Annotated in this window: 19 protein-coding genes and 2 tRNA genes; 10 read left to right on the top strand and 11 right to left on the bottom strand. The window is 70.4% G+C overall.

Features of this window, described 5'->3' with window-relative positions; all coding sequences use genetic code 11:
• Positions 1–107: 107 nt before the first annotated feature.
• The 5 genes from BIU99_RS07595 to BIU99_RS07575 all read left to right on the top strand — a co-directional run bounded on the left by BIU99_RS07595 (position 108) and on the right by BIU99_RS07575 (position 4,584).
• Positions 108–1,355 carry an LCP family protein gene (locus BIU99_RS07595; RefSeq protein ID WP_064296868.1) on the top strand — a complete coding sequence of 416 codons (1,248 nt, stop codon included), beginning with the start codon at positions 108–110 and terminating at the stop codon, positions 1,353–1,355.
• Positions 1,356–1,451: 96 nt separating this feature from the next.
• A tRNA-Ser gene (locus BIU99_RS07590) sits at positions 1,452–1,536 on the top strand.
• Between the two features lie 140 nt (positions 1,537–1,676).
• Positions 1,677–2,981: a hypothetical protein gene (locus tag BIU99_RS07585; protein ID WP_071260589.1), complete on the top strand. Its 1,305-nt coding sequence runs from the start codon at positions 1,677–1,679 to the stop codon at positions 2,979–2,981.
• Positions 2,982–3,041: 60 nt separating this feature from the next.
• On the top strand, positions 3,042–4,382 hold the full coding sequence (locus tag BIU99_RS07580) for an LCP family protein (RefSeq protein ID WP_083397245.1): 1,341 nt from the start codon (positions 3,042–3,044) through the stop codon (positions 4,380–4,382).
• Between the two features lie 113 nt (positions 4,383–4,495).
• Positions 4,496–4,584: transfer RNA gene (locus BIU99_RS07575), tRNA-Ser, on the top strand.
• Between the two features lie 203 nt (positions 4,585–4,787).
• Here the strand turns inward: BIU99_RS07575 and BIU99_RS07570 are convergent.
• Positions 4,788–5,036 (bottom strand): DUF2795 domain-containing protein, encoded by a 249-nt coding sequence (locus BIU99_RS07570; RefSeq protein ID WP_139205375.1) that lies wholly within the window; start codon positions 5,034–5,036, stop codon positions 4,788–4,790.
• A 102-nt stretch (positions 5,037–5,138) separates the two neighbouring features.
• Here BIU99_RS07570 and BIU99_RS07565 point away from each other — a divergent pair, with 102 nt between their 5' ends.
• The 3 genes from BIU99_RS07565 (at position 5,139) to BIU99_RS07555 (ending at position 7,951) form a co-directional block, all read left to right on the top strand.
• Positions 5,139–6,041 carry a hypothetical protein gene (locus BIU99_RS07565; RefSeq protein WP_139205374.1) on the top strand — a complete coding sequence of 301 codons (903 nt, stop codon included), beginning with the start codon at positions 5,139–5,141 and terminating at the stop codon, positions 6,039–6,041.
• A 106-nt stretch (positions 6,042–6,147) separates the two neighbouring features.
• Positions 6,148–7,116: a putative RNA methyltransferase gene (locus tag BIU99_RS07560; RefSeq protein WP_139205373.1), complete on the top strand. Its 969-nt coding sequence runs from the start codon at positions 6,148–6,150 to the stop codon at positions 7,114–7,116.
• 91 nt (positions 7,117–7,207) lie between these two features.
• Positions 7,208–7,951: an RNase H family protein gene (locus BIU99_RS07555; RefSeq protein WP_071260583.1), complete on the top strand. Its 744-nt coding sequence runs from the start codon at positions 7,208–7,210 to the stop codon at positions 7,949–7,951.
• A gap of 131 nt (positions 7,952–8,082) precedes the next feature.
• On the opposite strand, the gene BIU99_RS07550 is transcribed toward BIU99_RS07555, so the two are convergent.
• Positions 8,083–8,793, bottom strand: a complete 711-nt coding sequence (locus tag BIU99_RS07550) for an endonuclease/exonuclease/phosphatase family protein (protein ID WP_064296862.1) — start codon at positions 8,791–8,793, stop codon at positions 8,083–8,085.
• A gap of 102 nt (positions 8,794–8,895) precedes the next feature.
• Complete coding sequence (locus BIU99_RS07545) at positions 8,896–11,133, bottom strand: UvrD-helicase domain-containing protein (protein WP_083397244.1); 2,238 nt, start codon at positions 11,131–11,133, stop codon at positions 8,896–8,898.
• Between the two features lie 178 nt (positions 11,134–11,311).
• Here BIU99_RS07545 and BIU99_RS07540 point away from each other — a divergent pair, with 178 nt between their 5' ends.
• Complete coding sequence (locus BIU99_RS07540) at positions 11,312–11,824, top strand: DUF4190 domain-containing protein (protein ID WP_064296860.1); 513 nt, start codon at positions 11,312–11,314, stop codon at positions 11,822–11,824.
• Positions 11,825–11,869: 45 nt separating this feature from the next.
• Here BIU99_RS07540 and BIU99_RS07535 read toward each other — a convergent pair whose 3' ends face one another.
• On the bottom strand, positions 11,870–12,760 hold the full coding sequence (locus BIU99_RS07535) for a metal-dependent hydrolase (RefSeq protein ID WP_071260580.1): 891 nt from the start codon (positions 12,758–12,760) through the stop codon (positions 11,870–11,872).
• A 126-nt stretch (positions 12,761–12,886) separates the two neighbouring features.
• Between BIU99_RS07535 and BIU99_RS07530 the strand changes: the two genes are divergently transcribed.
• Positions 12,887–13,261 (top strand): hypothetical protein, encoded by a 375-nt coding sequence (locus BIU99_RS07530; protein WP_139205372.1) that lies wholly within the window; start codon positions 12,887–12,889, stop codon positions 13,259–13,261.
• 98 nt (positions 13,262–13,359) lie between these two features.
• Here the strand turns inward: BIU99_RS07530 and BIU99_RS07525 are convergent, their stop codons facing one another.
• The 7 genes from BIU99_RS07525 to BIU99_RS07500 all read right to left on the bottom strand — a co-directional run bounded on the left by BIU99_RS07525 (position 13,360) and on the right by BIU99_RS07500 (position 20,472).
• Positions 13,360–14,388 carry a YdcF family protein gene (locus BIU99_RS07525; protein WP_071260578.1) on the bottom strand — a complete coding sequence of 343 codons (1,029 nt, stop codon included), beginning with the start codon at positions 14,386–14,388 and terminating at the stop codon, positions 13,360–13,362.
• Between the two features lie 73 nt (positions 14,389–14,461).
• Positions 14,462–16,042, bottom strand: coding sequence for a sodium:proton antiporter (locus BIU99_RS07520; protein WP_071260577.1), 1,581 nt, complete (start codon positions 16,040–16,042; stop codon positions 14,462–14,464).
• A 145-nt stretch (positions 16,043–16,187) separates the two neighbouring features.
• Positions 16,188–16,358: a hypothetical protein gene (locus BIU99_RS19930; RefSeq protein WP_153303529.1), complete on the bottom strand. Its 171-nt coding sequence runs from the start codon at positions 16,356–16,358 to the stop codon at positions 16,188–16,190.
• A 571-nt stretch (positions 16,359–16,929) separates the two neighbouring features.
• Positions 16,930–17,769: a class II fructose-bisphosphate aldolase gene (locus BIU99_RS07515; protein WP_071260575.1), complete on the bottom strand. Its 840-nt coding sequence runs from the start codon at positions 17,767–17,769 to the stop codon at positions 16,930–16,932.
• A complete protein-coding gene (locus BIU99_RS07510; RefSeq protein ID WP_071260573.1) occupies positions 17,766–18,716 on the bottom strand; it encodes a 1-phosphofructokinase family hexose kinase in 951 nt (316 codons plus the stop codon). The genes BIU99_RS07515 and BIU99_RS07510 overlap by 4 nt, the downstream gene beginning before the upstream one ends.
• On the bottom strand, positions 18,713–19,591 hold the full coding sequence (locus tag BIU99_RS07505) for an ROK family protein (RefSeq protein ID WP_071260572.1): 879 nt from the start codon (positions 19,589–19,591) through the stop codon (positions 18,713–18,715). Before BIU99_RS07505 ends, BIU99_RS07510 begins: the two co-directional genes overlap by 4 nt.
• Positions 19,588–20,472, bottom strand: a complete 885-nt coding sequence (locus tag BIU99_RS07500; RefSeq protein ID WP_071260570.1) for an SIS domain-containing protein — start codon at positions 20,470–20,472, stop codon at positions 19,588–19,590. The genes BIU99_RS07505 and BIU99_RS07500 overlap by 4 nt, the downstream gene beginning before the upstream one ends.
• Positions 20,473–20,606 lie beyond the last annotated feature (134 nt).

The following is a 20,606-nucleotide window of genomic DNA, read 5'->3' as shown; positions in this document are numbered from 1 at the left end:
ACGGGGCGTGTCGGTGCGCGCCTGCTCCAGGTGTCCGCCGGACGACTCGCCGCGGCCCGGTCTCCAGGGTTCCGGCAACCCCTGTTCCTGAGACGAGAGCGAGATCCATGACCCGCAACGCCGACGCGTCCAAACCGCGCGCCGCCGTCCGTCACGGCAGACTCCGCAAGTCGAACCCGTTCGTCACCGTCGCGAAGATCGTCGCCGCGACGGCCGCCGTCGTCGGCGTGAGTGGTATCGCGGTCGCCGGTGTTGCCGCACTCGACCTCGCCAACAGCGTGAAGCCCGTCGCCCACCTCGACAACGAGACGCCGGGTGCACCGCCGCCCAACATCGGCGCGATCGAGGGCGGCGTCAACCTGCTCCTCGTCGGTAGCGACTCGGGCGACGGCAATGCGGCGTACGGCGATCGCGAGGAGAACCTCAACGACGTCACGATCCTCATGCACATCTCGGCAGACCACTCGAGCGCGACCGTGGTCAGCTTCCCGCGCGACATGTACGTGCAGATCGGTGACTGCGCCGACGGCGGCAACGGTCGCGACAAGATGAACACCGCCCTCATGTACGGCGGGGCCGACGGCGGGCTCGCCTGCGCGGTCTCCACGGTCGAGGGCATCACCGGGCTCTCCATCCCGTTCGCCGCGCAGATCGGCTTCGACGGTGTCATCTCGATGTCCAACGCGGTCGGCGGCGTGCCGGTGTGTGTCACCGAACCCCTCAACGACGCCTGGAGCGGCATCAACCTCGACGTCGGCACCCACGACCTCTCGGGCGCGTCCGCCCTCGCCTTCCTCCGCTCGCGTCACGGCGTCGGCGACGGCAGTGACCTCTCGCGCATCTCGAACCAGCAGGTGTTCCTCTCCTCACTTGTCCGCACCCTGAAGAGCAGTGAGACGCTCTCCGACCCGATCAAGCTCTACTCGATCGCCCGTGCGGCGTTGAAGAACGTGACGCTGTCGAGCAGCCTGAACAACATCGACACGATGGTGTCGATCGCCGCAGCGCTCAAGGACATCCCGCTCGACCGTGTCGCGTTCGTGCAGACGCCGACGGCCACGGTCCAAGGTGGCGTGGAGGCGACGTCCGATGCGGATGTGCTGTGGACGGCGCTGCAGAGCGACCAGGCCGTGGCGCTGTCCGCCACCGGCAAGTACGTCGTGACTGACCCGAACGCACCGGTCACGCCAGACCCGGCGACGACCGACGCGGCGGCGGATCCCGCTGCCACGGCGGACCCGGCTGCGCCCGCGGATCCGTCCGCCGCCGGCCCCGTCGCCCTGCCCGACACGATCACCGGCCAGAACGCGGCCCAGAACACCTGCACGGCCGGTCGTCCGGAGGAAGACCAGTAGTCACCGCGTGATCGGATGGGGCCGCCTCGCCGCTGGCCCCATCCGATACACTCGATCCTGGTCGTCAGCTGCGTCATCGCGGGCGATCGACCATCAGGAGGGCTGTCCGAGCGGCCGATGGAGCCAGTCTTGAAAACTGGTGGGCAGAAATGTCTCGTGGGTTCGAATCCCACGCCCTCCGCACGTACTCGAGATGGCCGGGTGGGCCTGCGCTGCACAGTTCATCGGTATGATATTCATCGACTGATATGCAGACATGGAGCGGCTCGAGTTCGTACTCGTCGACTCGTGTCGGCGGACGATTCGAAAGCAGAACCAGCGATGACCGAGCCATCCGACCAGCCTGAGAAACCACAGGAGACGGGCGGGCAGGTGCCGCCGCCTCAGGGCCCCGTTCCACAGCACCCGTCGATCGACGGATCCACGCCGCGCGCCGATGCGCCGCAGAACGGTGCAGGGGCCCAGCAGTATCCGTACGGTGCGTCCCAGTATCCCGTCAGTGCCACGCAGAGCCCGTACGGTGCGTCCCAGAGCCCGGCGGGCGCTCCGCAGAATCCGTACGGTGCGTCTCAGAACCCCTACGTCGGCGCACCGTCCCCCTACGCCCACGGTGTCGCCGGTCCCGCCAAGCGGCGCAAGTTGTCCCGCGGCGGACTCATCGGCATCATCGCGGGGGCGGTCGTCCTCGTCATCATCGTGGTCACGGCTGCCGGTATCGGCATCAGCTCCGCGATCCGCGGGGCGCAGGGTGACCCGAAGAGCATCGTCACCGACTACTTCACCGCCCTGCAGGATGGCGACGCCAAGCAGGCACTGAGCTACCTCGACGAGTCGATCAGCGACAAGACGCTGCTCACCGACGACGTCCTGAAAGCGTCCGCGAAGCTCGGCAAGATCAGCAAGGTCAAGCTGACCTCCGCGAAGGAATCCAGTTCCACCACCACGGTCAGGGCGACGTTCTCGGTCGGTTCCACCCCCGTGACCCAGGAGTTCACCGTCTACAAGGCGTACAAAGGTGGCTACTCCATCCTCTCGGGCGGAACGGTCAGCCTGTACCCGTCGATGCTCGACGGCGTCGCCGTAACGGTCAACGGACAGGAGGCGAAGGGCGACTCCTGGACGGTGTTCCCCGGCGCCTACCAGCTCGCGCTCCCCAAGGCACTCGAGGAATCGTTCTCGATCTCCGGAGCAGACGACCTCGTCGCCGCCGGTGACTCCTACGACCTCCTCTCGGACGTGAAGGTCGAGCTCAACGAGGCAGGCGTCAAGCAGTTCCGCGACGCCGTGACGGAAGCGGTGAACGCCTGCATCGCCTCGACCAGCCTCACCGCAGGGTGCGGTCTCGACATCCCGGCCACACTGTCGGACGGCACGGCGGTCGCGGACGGCACCATCACGCGCACGCTGAGTGCGGACGCGCAGGCCAACCTCGCCAACCTCGAACCCCGCGAGACGTTCGTCAACCCGCTCCAGGTCTACGGAGACTACATCGGGAGCGTCAAGGCGTCCTCGACGAGCTGCACGCAGAACGGAGCGACCGGCGGTTGCGACATCCTGTTCGGTCCCTCGCTCGGCTCGCCGCAGGTGGACTTCACCTCGGGAACCCCGGTGGTGCGCTGGGACTGATGCGTCGCGGAAACCCGGTCGGGCACCCCCGTTCACAGCCGGACCTGCTTTACTGTTCCGATGCCCCCGATCACGTCTGACGCCGTCGAGCCCGCGCGGAACCGCACGGGCCGTGGCGCAGCCGGTCGTGAGGGACGTTCCCGCAAGCTCAGCACCATCGCCCGTCACGGGCGGTTGCAGCGGCCTAGCGCCGTGCGGACCGGCTTGAAGATCGTCGCTTCGACCCTGGCCGTCGCGCTGGTCAGCGGTGGCATCGTCGCGGGGATCGCCCTCTGGGACGTCGCCGCCTCGGTGAAGCCCGGTGTCGCGCTCGTCGATTCGCAGGGTGAGGCGGTCACCGATCTGCCCGCGATCGGCGCGTATCCGGGCGGCGTCAACCTCCTCATCGTCGGCAGCGACTCCCGCGCCGGCCAGGACCCCGTCTTCGGCGACGCTGAGGAGGAGACCGGCAACCTCAACGACGTCACGATGCTCGTGCACATCTCGGAGGACCACAGCAACGCGACGGTCGTCAGCTTCCCGCGCGACATGTTCGTCCCCATCCCGTCCTGTCCCGACCCGTCCGGCGGCTCGTTCGACTCGATGAGCCGGCAGAAGATCAACACCTCCCTGAGCTACGGCGGGCTCGCGTGCACGGCGCTGACGGTGTCGCAGCTCACCGGTCTCGAGATCCCGTTCGCCGCAGAGGTGCAGTTCAGCGGCGTCATGGCGATGTCGACCGCACTCGGCGGGGTGACGGTGTGCGTCGCAGACCCGATCGAGGACGAGTACACGGGCACCTTCCTGTCGGCGGGCGAGCACACCCTCGAGGGCTACGAGGCGCTGCAGTTCCTCCGCACCAGGCATGGTGTCGGGGATGGCAGCGACCTCAGTCGCATCAGCAACCAGCAGGTGTTCCTGTCGGCGATGATGCAGCAGGTCAAGAGTGCCGAGACGCTGACCAACCCTGGGACCCTCTATTCCCTGGCCAAGGCGGCGGCGCAGAACATGCAGCTGTCCGACAGCCTGACGAGCCTCGACACGATGATCGCGATCGCCATGACGCTGCGCGACGTCGACCTGTCGAACATCGCGTTCGTGCAGTACCCGAACGCGGCCGTCGATGGCGGGGTCGAACCGATCGACGACGCGGCCGCCGCGCTCTTCGAGGCCCTCGGTAACGACCAGCCCATCCAGCTCTCGGGCGCGACCGGCGCCGGTGCGGTGACGAACCCGACCGACCCGACCGCGGTCGATCCCGCCGAAGGTGCGGATGCAGGTGGCGATCCTGCCGCGACGGCTCCGCCCGCCGATGCGACCGACACGTCCGCCGGCGGTGCGGTGGTCCTCCCGTCGACGGTGACGGGCCAGACCGCCGACCAGCGCACTTGCTCCCGAGGCCGCACCCTCGACGACCAGTAGGCGTCCCGACCTCGTTCCCTGAGCGTGTCGAAGGGCGTCGCGGACCCGGGGATTCGTCACCACGCCCATCTCCGGTTATGCTGGTCGTCGTGCGTCCGCTTGCGAGCGCACATGGAGACGTCGCATAGTTCGGCCTAGTGCACCACCCTGCTAAGGTGGAGTCCCCTCACGGGGACCGCGGGTTCAAATCCCGCCGTCTCCGCACTGGATCTCAGCTCGAAACCCTCGGTTCGCCGGGGGTTTCTGCGTTGCACGATGTCTGTCGGAATCGCCAGCGCGGTGCGCTGACGTCACCGCGCCCCGTAGGCGTGAGCGCGTCCCTCCGGAGACCCGCGCCCGCGTCTGTGACCCGCGCTCACGTCAGCGCACCGCGCTGGGGAATCCACCAGGTGTCGGACGGGGCGGTCAGGCGGAGCGACGGAGCTCGCCGTGGTGGCGGAGTTCGCGGAGGATGCCGAACGAGCCGGCGTAGTGCTCTTCGGTGAGCGTGTTGAGCGCGGCGAGGGTCCCGCGGTCGAGTCCGGAACGGACGGCGATCGACTGCAGTTCGCGGCGTGAGATCGGGAAGTCCACGGTCCTGAGGAGTGACTTCAAATCGGCGCAGGCCGCTGTTTCAGGCGGCTCCACCGTGTCGGGGTAAGGTCTGGCATCCATGTCCACATTGTCGGTAGCGTCCCCCGAAAAGGCGACAGTCGGACTCCGTTCTGGCGCAAGAGGGCGCTAGCCTGACGTGAAATGATGCGAGGGAGCGGCACCGTGCCCGACGACCGCGACACCGGGACGCCGGCCCCGACGGACCTGGCGTCTGCCGCCGTCGAGCTACTGCGCGTCCCGCTCAGCGGCTTCGTGGCGGAGCGCAGACGCCTGGCCGTCGCAGCGCGCGACGACGGGGACGACGACCTGGCGACGGCGATCCTCGCGCTCCGCAAACCGACGGTCGCCGCCTGGGCGCTCAACGTGTTGACGGCGCACCGCCCGGACCTGCTCAGCGAACTGGAACAACTCGGCTCCGCGCTCGGCGACGCTCAACGCTCCGGGGACGCCACAGCGCTCCGCACGCTCGGCACCGAACGTCGCTCGTTGATCGCGATGCTCGTCACCGCCACCGTCGAAGCCGCCGCAGCGGAGGGGGCGTCGCTTTCGGGCGCGGTGATCGAGACCGTCCGCCAGAGTCTGCAAGCGGCGAGTGCTGACGCCGACCTCGCCGCGCAGGTGTCGTCCGGTCGACTGACCGACGCCCCGACGTCGAGCGGAGCGGGGTGGGGCGGTGTGGTCGGCGGGGCCGGCACCCCCGGCAGGCGCTCCACCGCCGACGGCTCCGTCGGGACGCCGGGCGACGGAGACGGCGACCATTCCGGCGAAGACGACGACCGACGCCGACGCCTTCGGGCCCGGCTGGAGGCGGCCGAGCGCGACGAGGAGGCAGCGTCCAGCGCGAGTGAGGAGGCGACCGCCTTCCTGGACGAGTCGGCGGTCCGGCGGTCGGGACTCCTGCGTGACCGCGAGGACCTCGCGAGGCGGCTCGAGGAGCTCGACGCGGACATCGCCGACGCCGAGCGCGAGTGGGCCCGACGCCAACGAGAGGCTGACCGGGCGCAGCGTGTGAGCGACGCAGCACACGAGGACGTCGAGCGTCTGCGGAGCGCGCTCGAGGACTGAGTGACCGAGCTGATCGAGTCACCGCGGTGCCGAAGCCCCGCCGCGACCGATCGCCGCTCGAATGTTCCGGCGCACGCACCATGCGGCACGCGCCTAGACTCACCGTGTGGGTGAAGTGCGACAACCGGAAGCATCGCGGCAGCGACGGACACAGCAGCTGGAAGCGGAGCGTTTCGAAGGCATGCCGATCCTCGCTGACGTCCCGCAGCACGATCGGCTGAGCCTCGTCGCCCCCGATCTCGCGTGCACGATCTGCACCGCGACCCTCGAGCTCGGCGACCGCGTGTTGCGCTGCCCCGCCGGTCACAGCTTCGACATCGCCCGGCAGGGGTACGCCTCGCTCGTCGTCGGCGGTCGGACGCCGAAGACCGGCGACACGCAGGAAATGGTCGCGGCCCGCGCAGCGTTCCTCGAGGCCGAGCACTACGAGCCGATCGCGGACCACGTCGCCACGACCCTGCCGCTCGCGCGCTTCCTCCCGGACGGCTCGGTCGACGACGACAGCGCCCCACTCGTCGTGGACATCGCCGGCGGGACCGGCTACTACCTCGGCCGGATCCTCGACGCCCGACCGGCCTGGCGCGGGTTCGGGTTCGACCTGTCGCCGCTCGCAGCACGTCGCGCAGCGCGTGCGCACGGACGAGCGGCAGCCGCCACGGCCGACGCCTGGGCACCCTTCCCGCTCCGGACCGCCTCGGTCGACCACCTGCTGAGCATCTTCGGCCCGCGGAACGGTCCCGAGATGCGTCGGGTGTTGCGCCCGGACGGCCTGCTCACCGTCGTGACACCCCAACCCGGTCACCTGGCCGAGCTGCGCGACCGACTCGGCATGATCGGGATCGCCGAGCGCAAGGACGCCCGCCTCGACGCGCAGCTCGACGGCTTCACGCTCCGCTCCCGCGACACGCTCGACTACGCCGTCGAACTCATGCCGGAGGAGGTGCGCGACGAGGTTCGCATGGGGCCGAGCGCCCACCACCTCGACGACGACGTCTTCGAGCAGGCGATCGCCGACCTGCCCGGCTACACGACGGTCACGGTCGCCGTCACGCTCAGCGTCTTCGCGCCCGCCTGACGCCGGCCAGCCCGACACCGGCACCGCGGGACCGGCGTCGGGTCGTCGGTGGTGCGTCGATACGATGGAGGGCACTCATCGAAAGGCGCTCATGACGATCACCGCTGCCGCAGACGGCTCCGCCCTCGGCAACCCCGGACCCGCCGGCTGGGCCTGGTACGTCGACGACGATTGCTGGGCAGCCGGGGGTTGGCCGCACGGCACGAACAACATGGGCGAGCTTCGCGCCGTCCTCGAACTGTTCCGCGCCACCGAGCACCTCGACGAGGACCTCCACATCCTCTGCGACAGCAAGTACGTCATCGACTCCATCACGAAGTGGATGCCGGGTTGGAAGAAGAAGGGCTGGAAGAAGGGCGACGGCAAGCCCGTCATGAACCTCGAACTCATGCAGGAGATCGACGCCGCCATCGCCGGGAGGCGCTACCGGTTCGAGTGGGTGAAGGGGCACGTCGGTCACCGACTCAACGAGGCCGCCGACATCCGTGCCCGCACGGCCGCCGAGGCGTTCCAGCGCAAGACGCCGGTCCCGGAGGGACCAGGCTGGACCGGGGCCGGAGCAGCGGAGACCCCGTCTATCCCCGAGGCTGATGCCGACGCTGAAGACGCTCCCGAGACGACCGAGCCGGAGCTCTTCGCCGAGCTCGAGGTCCAGGAGGAACGCACCGCCCCCGTGTTCGACGCGGAGGACGACGGCGCGCTGTTCTCACTCGACGTCGAGCCGACGTGGCACCAGCTCACCCTCGACCTCACGACCGACGAGCACGAGCGCCTGGTCCGTCGCGCCCGCGAGGCCGGGACGAGTGTCCAGGAGTTCCTCCGCGGCCTCATCTGACGTCGCTTCCGAGTTCACAACTCAGGACGAGCGCGGCGTGTCCCGCGTGACACGCCGCGGCGGAGGGCACCGCGCCGAGCGCATCCTGAATTGCGAACCGGACGGGGCGCGCGCAGGGGCAGGCGACCGGGTCAGCGGGCGGCGGACTCCGGTGCGTCGTCGTCGACCGGCACGGCCGCACCGTAGGTGGCGTCCACGAGGATCGGCAGGTGGTCCGAGATACCGCGGCGGAGCGTTTGCACCCGGTCGATCTTCAGGCCCACGGACGTCGCGAAGTCGAAGTGTCCACGGAACATCTTGTAGCGCGTGTAGGTGCTGCGGTCGCTGAGGCTCAGATCGTAGCCGCTCTCCTGCATCTTGGTGCCGAGGCCCTTCTGGAAGAGCGGGTAGTTGTAGTCACCGACCATGAGCGTCGGGACGTCGCCCATCGCGTGCAGCTGCTCGTGCGCGGCCTTGATCTGGTGCCGACGCAGTGAGTTGAGCGCGGTGAGCGGGGCCGCGTGGAACGATGCGACGATGAGTTCGCGCCCGGCCTCGACGTCGGTGAGGCGGGTGCCGATGAGCCGCTCGTGCGCCGGCGCGAGCACCATGTCGTGCAGCGACTTCTTCAGTGCGAACGTCTGCGTCGACTCGGCGGTGAACCGGTCGCGGCGGTAGTAGATCGCGAGGCCGAGCCGGTTGCGGTGGGTGCTGTCGGCGAGGTGCAGGCCGCCGAGTTCGGCGGGCAGCTGCAGGGTGTCGGCCTCCTGCAACGCGAGGACGTCCGGGCCGAACTCTTCGGTGAGTGCGACGAGCTCGCCGCTGGCCTTGTTCTTGCGGAGGTTGTAGCTGATGACCTTCATCCCAGCCTCACATTCTGTTGGCAGAGCCCAAGCCTACGGTCCTTCCCGTCGCCCGGTGCTCTGGAGGGGTCCGGACGACGGTGCGTCGCCGGTTGCCGACGGTCAGCTCGACGAGTCGATGACCGTGAGCCGTTGGGTGGCGCGGGTGAGCGCGACGTACCGGAGTGACAGCGCCGCGTGGCCCGTCCCGCCCAGCGCGTCGGGCTGCACGAGGACGACGCTGTCGAACTCGAGGCCCTTGCTCTCGCGCGCGGTGCCGGTCCACACCCGGGCGCGATCGGCTCCGGCCTCGGCGAGGAGGGCGTCGATCTCCGCCAGGAGCGAGCGGGGAGCGATGACGCCCGCGATGCCGGGGTGTGCGGTGATCGCGTCGACGGAGGCGCGGACCGCCGTCGGGGCCAGCGCGGCGGGTTCGACCGTGAGCTGCACGGGCTCCTCCTCGCCGCGTCGGATCGACACGGGCGCCGGGGAGTCGGGGTCGAGTTCGAGCCGGACGGGATCGGCGAGCGCCATGATCTGCTCGGGCGTCCGGTAGTTGACGGTGAGCAGCTCCTCCGTCCAGCGCGGGAGTTGCGGGCCGAGCAGCTGCTGCCAGCTGGAGCGGGTGGCGGAGGTGCTCTGCTGGTTGATGTCGCCGACGAGCGTCATCGAGCGGTTGGGGCCGCGTCGCAGGACGGCCCGCAGCAGCATGGGGGTGAGCTCCTGCGCCTCGTCGATGATGACGTGCCCGTAGACCCAGGTGCGGTCGCTCGCGGCGCGTTCGGCGGGGCTGCGGTCGTCCTCCACGGTCTGGCGGTCGGCGAGGTCCTGGGCGGAACGGAGGTAGTCGTCGTCCTGGGCCTCGTCGTCGATGCTGATGTCACCGATCATCTCGAGCACACTGCGCGCGTACTCGACGTCGTGACGGCGCTCGTAGGCGGCGCGGCGTTGCCGTTCCAGCTCGGGGCGCTGGTCCTCGCCGATGAGCTCGGCGGCCTCGTCGACGAGGGCGATGTCGCCGGGCGTGAGCCGCGCGGCCCAGTCGACCTCATCTGCACCGTTCGTTCCGGCGGCGGGTTGACGGAGCAGCAGACGACGCTCCTCCTCGGTGTGGTCGGGAGCGACGCGAGCCAGCAGCTCGGGGTCGGTGAAGAGGCGGTCGATGATCTCGGCCGGCTCGAGGATCGGCCACATCGTGTCGAGCAGCTCTTCGACCTCGGGCTCCTCGCTCAGCTCCTGTCGCCGCTCGTCGGCGTCCTCGCCCGTGCGGGGTTCGAAGCCGTCACGCTTCGCCTCGAGCCCGATGAGGTGCGTCAGCACGGCGCGGTCGAACCGCAGCTTGGCCTCGTTGTGCGGGGTGCCCGATCGCTCGATCCCGGCCTTGATCCGGCGGAGGACGCCCGGCGTGACGCGGAGCGGGCCGTCGCCGGCGATGCGGATGGTGACCGGCTGGTCGAGCGGCACCTGGCGCTCGCGGACGGCCCGGGCGACGACGTCGGCCATGCGCAGCCGGCCCTTGAGCTCGGCGGCCTCGAGCGAGTCCTCGGCGTGCGCGTCGAGGCCCGGCACGAGGGTCGCCGGTGTGACGAGGACGACGGCGGTCTCGCCGAGTGACGGCAGCACACGGCTGATGTAGTCGAGGAACGTCGAGTTCGGCCCGACGATGAGCACGACGCTGCGCATGAGTCGCTCGCGGTGCTCGTAGAGCAGATAGGCGGCACGGTGGAGGGCGACGGCGGTCTTGCCGGTGCCCGGACCGCCCTGGACGAGGAGCGTGCCGGGGAGGGGCGCCCGGATGATCGCATCCTGTTCGGCCTGGATGGTGTCGACGATGTCCGCCATGTGCTTGGTCCGAGCGCGACCGAGGGCCGCCAGCAGCGCACCGGACTCGCCGATGCCGCTCGGCTCGTCGTCGCTGAGCATGGTCGTGTCGAGGACCTCGTCGTGCACCTCGGTGACGCGGCGACCGGCCGTGCCGATGCGGCGGCGCAGGCGGAGGCCTTCGGGGCGGAGTGGCGTCGCCGTGTAGAACGGGCGCGAGGCCGGTGCGCGCCAGTCCAACAGGAGCTGGTCGCCGCTCTCCGGGTCGCGGAGCCCGATGCGGCCGATGTGGTGCCGTTCGTCGGTCTCGCGTTCGAGGAGGCCGAAGAGGAGTCCGTAGCTGGACGAACGCAGCTCGACCATCCGCTGGCGGTGGTGGGCGACCAGGGCGTCGCGTTCCGAGAAGCTCGAGTCGTCGTCGCCGTCGAAGGCGCGGAGGGCGAGTTCGGAGCGCCGTTCCTCGAGGTCCGACTGCGACCGGATGACGTCGTGCAGCCGATCGAGATGGTCCTGTTCCTCGGCGATCGCGTCGTTCTGCACGGTGCTCCTTCTGGGTGTGGCGCGGTCCGTGTTCCGGGTTCCCTGCGAGGACCGCACGAATACGGTAGTCGCTTTCCGGGCCCCTCACCGCCCTTGAGCGTGAGCTCAGAGAGCTGGAGGCTGCCGTCGGGGCCCGGATTCGGGTACCGAGTGCGTGCTCGTCGATAGGCTGACGGGCATGAGCACACCGGACGGATCGAAGCCGCAGCCCTCGGCGCCGCAGCAGGCACACTCGCAGCAGTCGGTTCCGCCGCATCCGTACCCGCAACAGCAGCTCCAGCCGCAGCAGTACGGGGTGCAGCCGTACGCCCAGCAGGCGCCCTACCCGCCGCAGCAGCCCTACCCGCCCCAGTACGGCATGCAGGCGTACGCGCAGCCGTATACGCCCGTGTACCCCGCGCCCTACCCGTACCCGGCGTCGCCGCCGAAGGGGCTCAGCATCTCCAGCATGGTCATCGGCCTGGTGTCGTTGTTCTTCGGGTTCACCTTCGTGCTCCCGGTCGTCGGATTCGTCCTCGGGCTCATGGGGCTCCGCCGCGAGCCCGCCGGTCGGGCGATGGCCATCACGGGCGTCGTGCTCAACGGACTGTTCCTGCTCGTCTGGGCGGCGCTCGTGCTGCTCTGGGTGTTCGTCATCGGCGGGCTGCTCGCCGGCGTCGGCAGTGCGGCCTCCACGGGCATCGCCGCCTGACCGCCGGTCAGTCGCCTGACCGCCGGTCAGTCGCTCGGCCGCCGGTCAGCCGGCCGGGACGACCGTGCTGACCATCGACAGCACCACGGCGCCGTCGACCTCTTCGCGTTCCAGCCAGACGGCGATCGTCGAGAACTCGCCCAACGACGCCACGTGGGTGCCGCCGCAGGCGATGACCGCAGGGCCGCCCGGCAGCTCACAGTGCCAGCTGCGCCGATCGGTGAGCAGCTCGCCCTCGCGATCGATCCGGACGGCGGCGCCGCTGTCCAGCCAGCCGTCGAGCGTGTTCCGGATGCGTGACCCGAGTGCGTCGAGGTCGTCGAGGGCGGCCGGGTCGAACCCCTTCCGTCGGAGCGACTTGCCGATGCGGTAACGGTCGGTCGACGCGTCGGGGGCGATCCGCGACGACTCGCAGGCGAGCGCGTCGAAATCGGGGGCCCCGAGCGCATCGGCGACGACCTCCTTGCGCCAGGCGTCGGCGAGCGCGGCGTTCAAGGCGAGTGATGCGAGGTGGCACCCGGTGTGCCCGGCGGAGAGCGCGTGTCGGGTGGACGCGTCCACCTCGATGCGGGCCGTCGCGCCCTCGACGGCGCTCCGTGCCGCTTCGCTGGAGACCAGGTGGGCGACGAGGAAGGCCCACCCCTCGGTGCCCTTCTTCACGGGGATGTCCGCGCCGAGGTACAGCCGGGTCCCGTCGCTCGCGGCGACGACGCAGTCGGTCACGGCGACCTCCACGGCGCTGGTGCCCTCACCGAAGGTGATGGTCGCCGAGTCCGCAGGTTGGTCGGGCCACGCGGCGTCGACCGGGTGGCAGGCCGTCTCGTCGAGCACGACGGCGAGGTGATCGCCGACGGGTTCGACGTGCAGCACCGTGCCCGTCGAGACGAGGGCTCCGGTGGGATAGGTGACGCGCGTGTCCGTGACGGGGAGGCTCATGTCCCCACGCTATCGCGACCGGCCCGGACGCCCGTCGGCGGCTGTCAACCCCGGGAGACCGTGAAGGATCACGTCGTAGAGTCCGAGGACACGGAGCGCGACGCGTTCCGCGGAGAGGAGTGCATCATGACGGATCAGCAGGACCAGCGTTCAGGCGACGACCTCGCGACCGGTGCGGCCGGAGCGGACCAGGAAGCCTGGGAGGGTGCCGACATCGACACCGCAGAGCTCGTGAGCTCCGACCAGACGACCGCCGGACCGGGCTCGGACGGGTCGAGTCAGACCGTCGACGGCACCGGCTCGGAGGACGCGGCTCCCGACGAGGAGCAGGCGACCGAGGAGGCCGTCGAGACCCCGGAGCCCTCGACCGAACTCGACGCACCGCTCGCCGAGGGCGAGGGTGGCGACGCCGACGGTTCGGCCGACCACCAGCCCGACTCCGGGCCGGCCTCCGAGGCCACCGACGACGCCCGCGAGGTCTACGACACCGCACCCGACTGAGTCGGACACCACACGACCGACGGGCCGTCATCCGATCCCTTCGGACGACGGCCCGTCGCGCGTTGCGGGCGTCGTCGGCCTCGGGCTGGGAGGGCGGCTCAGATCGGTAGGAGCGACCAGACCACCGCGAGGGCGATCAGGGCCGCGACGCCGGCGATCGCCAGCGCATTGAGCAGGCGGTGCTCGACCATGATGGCGACGTACTCGCGGAGGAACGCGCTCGGCACGTAGTAGGCGGCCGTCGGGGAGCCGATCACCTGGGCCTCGCTCCCGATCGAACGTGCAAGGAGGGCCGCGCGGAGGACGTGGTAGTTGTTCGTCACCACGATCGTCTCGCCGTCCCGTCCGACCGACTGCTGCAGGTCGCGGGAGAGCACCAGGTTCTCGCGCGTGTTCGTGGACGCGGTCTCCGGCAGCACGTCGGACGGGTCCGCGCCGTTCGCGACGAGGTACTCGGCCATGGCGGTGCCCTCCGGGCGGGGTTCGTCGTCGCCCTGTCCGCCGGACGGGATCAGGAGCGGCCGCGTCGCCCCCGGTGACGTGGCCCGGTAGATGCGGAGCGCCAGGTCCAGGCGACTGCGCAGCAACGGCGGGACCTCACCGTGGATGAGGCCGGACCCGAGGACGACGAGGGCGTCGGGCGTCCGCGTGTGCCGATAGCGGCTGTAGACGAGTGAGTACACGCCGAAGGCAGCGAACGTCGCCGCCGCGTAGAAGCAGGCGAACCCGAGCAGGAGGCCCAGCGCGACGAGGACGATCGTCAGCCACGAGGGCAGGGACTGCGGGTGCGCTCCGAGGACCAGCAGCACGGCCAGCACGGGCAGGACGAGGATCGCGACCCCGGCGAACAGCGAGAGCAGGTTGCCCAGGCTGCGTCCTTCGAGCCGGAGCATCGTGATGCCGTTGCCGATGAGGAGGACCCCGAGCATACCCACCAGTAGGACTGTGCCGAACGCGGCGAGGAGCACGGTGAACGGCGTCGTGCGGGACGCCTCCGAGAGGAGCGCCACCAGCCCGCAGGCGATCGCGGAGACCAGGAAGACCCCGTTGCGCAGGCGGCGGGCGTCGCTGCGTCGACTCACGACGTAGAGCACCGCGAAGACGGCGGCCGGGAACAACATGATCATGCGCTCATCCTGCCCGACCGATCGTCGTGCGCGGGCCTGGTGGACGGGGCGTGCGAGCGGACCGGTCGGGGTGCTATGACCGCGGCGGCTTCGGCGTCATCGCCTTGAGCGTCGCCTCCTCGGCGTCGATCGCGGCCAGAACAGCCGCGACCGCCGGTTCCTGGTAGCGACCCTCGGCGCGCGCCGAGAGGAGTGCCTCGCGTTCCGCCGCGATCATCTGGCGGCGGAGTCGGGCGAACGCGACCGTCCGGAGCTCCGAGCCGTCACCGGTGTACTGCTCGAGGGCGTTGGCCACGAAGCTCGCATTGGTCCGCAGACGGTTGAGCACCTGCTCCTCGTCCTCCTCGGTCGTCAGCTCGTCGAGGCGGTCCAGGCCGGCCGTCTGGACCTCCGCCATGAGCATCAGTTGCTCGACGCGCTCCTGGCTGTGGTTCGGCGGCGGGAGGTGCAGCGCGCGGATGATCCGGGGGAGCGCGAGCCCCGAGAGGAGTGTGCCGACCACGACGACGAACGCCAGGAACTGCAGGAACTCGCGCGACGGGGTGTCCTCAGGCAGCAGGAACACCGCCGCCAGGGTCACCACGCCACGGACGCCGGCTGCGGAGACGGCGATCCCGTTGCCCCAGGACCAGCTCCGCTCACGGAGCCGTCTGGGGCCGAGCCGGTAGATCGCCGTGACCGTCATCTCCCACACGAACCGCGAGACGATGAGCGCCGCGAGGACCCCGATGCTGATGAACACGGTCGGCCAGAGCCCCGGACCGGTCTGGATCGCCCCCTCGAGGATGCCGGCCAGGTTGAGCCCGATGAACAGGAAGACGGCGTTCTCGAGCAGGAACTGGATGGTGCGCCAGTTGAGCGACTCGGCGATGCGCGCCTCGGCCGACTGCACGATGGGCGCTCGATAGCCGAGCAGCAGCCCGGCGGTGACGACAGCGAGCACACCCGAACCGTGGATCGCCTGCGCCAGGAGGAACGCGAGGAACGGGGTGATGAGGGAGAGACAGGTGTCGAGGACCGGGGCGCGCAGACGTCGGCGGACCTCGGACAGCACCCAACCGACCGCGAGACCGACACCGACGCCGGCGACGACCTCGATGACGAACTCGCCGGCGATCATGACCGGGTTGACGACGCTCGTGATGGCGAGGATCGAGGCGTTGAGTGCCACGAGAGCGGTGGCGTCGTTGAGCAGACTCTCACCCTCGAGGATCGTCAGCACACGGCGGGGGAGCCCGAGTCGTCCGGCGATCGCGCTCACGGCGACGGCGTCGGTCGGCGCGATGACCGCTGCGAACGCGAACGCCGCTGCGAGGGTGATCGACGGGATGAGGAGCCAGCTGGCGAACCCGACCGACACGACGGTGAACGCGACCGCACCCACCGAGAGCAGGATGATGCCGTCGTTACGGGCCCGGATGTCGATGAGGGAGATCCGGATCGCCGATGCGAACAGGAGCGGCGGCAACAGGCCGTAGAGGATCAGGTCGGGTTCGATCTCGACGGTCGGGACGGCGGGGATGAACGACGCGACGCCGCCGACGAGCACCAGGGCCACCGGGGCGGAGACGCCCGCTCGGCCGGACAGGCCCGACACGATGACGGTGACGACGACGAACACGACGATCCACGAGATGAGCGCGACGGGATCCATGTGGGGATTCTCCCACCTGGGAGGCCGTGGTCGTCCGTACGATCGTCCGAACTCCGGACCGGCCGTGAGCGGCGCCGGTCCCGAACGCACGACGCCCCCGCACGGTCAAGCCGTGCGGGGGCGTCGGTTGGAACGGTGAGGCGGCTCAGCCGCGGCGGTTGGCCGCGCTGCTGGAACCGCGCTGCTCCGCGCCGGTCTCGCGGGTGCGGAGACCGAAGCGGTAGGTGAGCTTCTCGGTGGAGTGACCGCGGCCGTGGACGGCGGTGCCCGCGGAACGGTTGGAGGACGCTGGGGTCCGAGTCTGGGTGATGGACATGGTGGTTCTCGATTCTGGTGTTGCGGATGATGGATGGGCCGGTTCCAGAAGGGGAATGCGATGACGATCGGTGCTGGTCGCATGGATGGAGCGACGAGACCGTCCGGAATGCAGCTGCGCCGAGATTCGGCTGCGCTGGTCGGCTGGGGCCGTCCGGTGGATCGTTCTTCGCCGTTCTGGAGGGCGGCTGGTGGTGACGTGTCGGGAGCATCGGCGTATCCGTGGAGGTGTGGACTCTGCACACGGAAGCCGGTTGTGACATCGGCACTCGAGGAACGAACGTACGCGACCAAGCTGAGAAAAACCTGGGAAGAACGGGCTTCAATGCTTGCGCGGGTCGATGCCCGAGGTCAGACCCGAGCATCGACCGGCGGTGTCGCAGAGCTTCGGGCCACCGCACCTAGGGGAGGGGTGGCCGTATCTCCCGCGCACCCGAAGGGATATCGGGCTCGGGAGGCCGGAGGGTGATCGCGGGGGACGATCGGTTACCGGTGGAGGCGCTGGAAGAACTCCAACGCAATATATATTAACAGCTCAGCGTTGCGTGTTGCTGTGGGATTCCTGGGAGTGCTCAGTCGGTGGTGAGGAGGCGCAGGATCCGCGCCGTCTCGGTCGCGACCGCGCTGCGACCGGCCCGGACGTAGGCGCGGGGGTCGACGAGCTTCGGTTGCTCGTCGAGGACGTCGCGCACCGCCCGGGTGAACAATCCGTTGAGGTGCGTCGAGAGGTTGATCTTCGTCATCCCGGAACGCACCGCCGCGCGGAGTTCGTCGTCGGGGAGTCCGGAGGAGCCGTGCAACACGAGCGGAACGGGCACCTCGCTGCGGAGCTGCGCGATCAGCGCGTGGTCGACGGCGGCCTCCCGGCTCGTCATCGCGTGCGAGGTGCCGACGGCGACGGCCAGCGCGTCGACGCCGGTCGCTGCGACGAACGCGACGGCCTCTGCAGGCACCGTGCGCGCGCCCGGAGCGTGGACGCCGTCCTTCCCGCCGACCTCGCCGAGCTCCGCTTCGACGGCCACGCCGCGAGCGTGGCAGAAGTCCACGATCTCCTTCGTCGCGCGGACGTTCTCGTCGTACGGCAGGGTCGAGGCGTCGAACATCACGCTGTCGACGCCGAGATCGACGCCCTCGTGCACGAGCTCGGCCGACTCCACGTGGTCGAGGTGGACGAGGACCGGGACCGTCGCTGCACGGGCGATGGCCAGCGAGGCGAGCGTGATGGGCGCGAGCGACCCGTGGTACCGCACGCAGTTCTCGCTGATCTGCAGGATGACCGGCAGCCCGGCCTCCTCGGCGCCGGCGACGATCGCCTCCGCGTGCTCGAGGAGGACGACGTTGCACGCCGCGATGCCGGCGTTCGAGTCCGAGGCGTTGGCGAGGAGCGCGGTGAAGTCGAGGGCGGTGGTCATTCGGTTGCTCCAATGGGGTCGGATGCGGCGGGTGCGTCGATGAATCGGTGGAAGGCGGCGAGGTCGATCGCGCCGGCGATCGGTTCGAGCACGGCCGCCGCACCTGCAGCCGCCGCTGAGCGGAGTGCCTCGGGAAGTGTGGCTCCCGCGCGGAGTGCTGCGACCAGGCCGGCCGTTGCGGCATCGCCGGCGCCGGTCGGGTTGCCGCTGACGCCGGGGACGGCCGGGACCTCGTGGGCGCCATCGGCGTCGCCGGCGGTGAGGCCGTCGGCACCGCGGGAGATGACGACCGCGCGGGCGCCGAGTGCGAGGAGTGCCGCGCGAGCCGATGCGAGGTCGGCCGCGCCCGTCGCCTCGAGGGCCTCGTCGAGGTTGGGTTTGAGGATCGTCGCACCGGCGCGTGCCGCGGCGAGGAGCGCCGTGCCGCTGACGTCGACGATCACGGGGACGCCGGCGTCGTGCCCGGTTCGGACGAGGGCTTCGACGACGCTGTCGGGCGTGGCCGGCGGGAGCGAGCCCGAGATGACGAGTGCGCTCGCGTCCTGCAGTGAGCGCCTGAGCTCGGTCGTCAGGGCGGCCCACTCCTCGGGCGTCACCGTCGGTCCGGCCTCGGCGTAGAGGGTCGGATGCTGGATGCCGTCGACGACCGCGACCGTCGAGCGTGTCTCGGCGCGGAGCTCCACGACCCGGGCGGGGAGGTCGTCGGCCGCGAGGGCGTCCCCGAGCCAGGTGCCGGAGGCGCCGCCGAGCGGCAGCACCTGCAGGGTCGGGACGTCGAGTGACTCGAGGACGCGAGCGACGTTCACGCCCTTCCCACCGGCACGCCGCACGACGGACTGGACGCGTTGCGTGACCCCGAGCTGCTGCTCGGCGACCGCGTAGGTGATGTCGACGGCCGGGTTCGGCGTCACGACCACGACGCGACGCGGTGCGGGGGTGGTCGTCATCGCGCCGTCACCAGTCGGCGGGCGAGGATCCCCGCACCGACCGTTGCCGCCTCGTCGCCGTGACGAGCGGGCAGGAGCTGCGGGACGCGGACGACGTCGAGCCGCTCGCGGAGTCCGTGCTCGAGCGGCTCGAAGAGGGCGGCTCCGGCCAGGGCGAGCCCACCGCCGATCACGATGGCGGTGGGTGCGGCGACGACGGTGATGCCGGCGAGGGCCTCGGCGAGTGCATCGACGGCGTCGTTCCAGATGGCGCTGGCGGCGGCGTCACCGCTGGCGACCGCGTCGGCGACGGTCTTCGCGTCGCGGGCACCCGCACGACGTGCGATGCCGCCCGCTGAGGCGAGTTCCTCGACCCGGAGTCCGCGGTGCGGGCCGTCCTGGATCACGCGCTGGCCGATCTCGCCGGCCCAGCCGCCGCCGGCGAAGGGGACGCCGTCGATGACGAGCGCCGAGGCCAGGCCGGTTCCGACCGGTACGAACGCGATCGTGCCCGTGACGTCGGCTGCAGCGCCCGAGACCGCTTCCGCCAGCGCCCCGGCGCGGACGTCCTGCCCGAAGGCGAGCGGGACGTCGAGTGCGGGACGGAGGAGCTCGGGGAAGGCGAGGTCGCGCCAACCGAGGTTGACCGCGTGGATGCAGACGCCGTGCTCATCGTCGACGACGCCGGGCACGACCACCCCGACGGCCGCTGGGGCCGCGACGCGGCTCGCGGCGGTGACGAGTCCGAGGACGATGTCGCGAGTCAGGACGCCTGAGGTGTCGCCCGAGGGCGTCGCTTCGCGCCAGCGCCCGAGGACCGTGCCGTCGGCATCCGTCAGTGCGGCTTTGATCCCGGTCCCGCCGACGTCGATGCCGAGGACCGCCCGCTCGGTCACGGCGTCAGGATGACGGAGCGCGTGAGCGAACGGGGGTGGTCGGCGTCGAGGCCGCGGGCCTCGGCCAACGCGACCGCGAAGCGCTGCGCGACGACGAGCCCGGCGATGGGGTCGAGGTCGTGCTGCACGAAGGTCGCTCCGGTGGCCGCGACGTCCTCCGGCAGGCCGGCGGGCGTCGGTCCGAGGGACCACACGAGTCGGCCGGGCTGCGCGATCGCGATGGGGCCGTGGCGGTAGTCCATGGCGGGGTAGGACTCCGCCCAGAACTGTGCCGCCTCCCGGGTCTTGAGCGCGGCCTCGAAGGTGAGGCCCACAGCGTGCCCGAGTCCGATGAAGGACACCTGGTCGGCGCCGAGGTACTCGTCGATCGGGATCTGCAGCGCCCGCTCGGCTTCCGCGGCGAGTGCCTCGACGTCGTGTCCGAGCGAGCCGCGGAGGAGCGCGAGCGTCGTCGTGGCGAAGCGGGTCTGGACCACCGAACGCTCGTCGGCGAAGGGGAGGGCGATCACGTGTGCCGCCGGAACGGTCGCGGGGGAGTCGTCGACCGCGGTGATGAGGACGGTGGTGACCGAGTCGCCCACCGCTTCCAGCAGGTGCACGATCTCCGTGGTCGTGCCGGAGCGTGAGATGGCGACGATGCGGTCGTAGTCGCGGACGCCGGGGAACTCCGAGCCGGCGAACGCGTCCGTGACACCGAGCCCCGCCTGCTCGCGCAACACGGCGTAGCTCATCGCGATGAACCAGCTGGTGCCGCACCCGACCACCGCGACCCGCTCTCCCGGCTGCGGCAGCACGGCGACGGCCTCCGGCACGAGGGCGGCAGCGGTGCGCCAGGATTCGGGCTGCGACGCCAGTTCGGCGGCGACGAAGGTCTCGGGCATGACGTGCCTTTCACGTGAGGGGACGCGATCGCAGCGTGGCGATGCGTTGCCGCAACCATACCGGATCGAATCTGATCGATACCAGTGCAAATCGTCAGAATCAATCAGGCCGGCGCTGGCTGAGCGCCCATATG

Origin of the sequence: Plantibacter sp. MMLR14_011, from assembly GCF_001865025.1 — a bacterium.
Taxonomy (GTDB): Bacteria; Actinomycetota; Actinomycetes; order Actinomycetales; family Microbacteriaceae; genus Plantibacter; species Plantibacter flavus_A.
The sequence above is the reverse complement of the archived record's forward strand: the minus strand, read 5'-3'. Positions and strand labels throughout refer to the sequence as shown.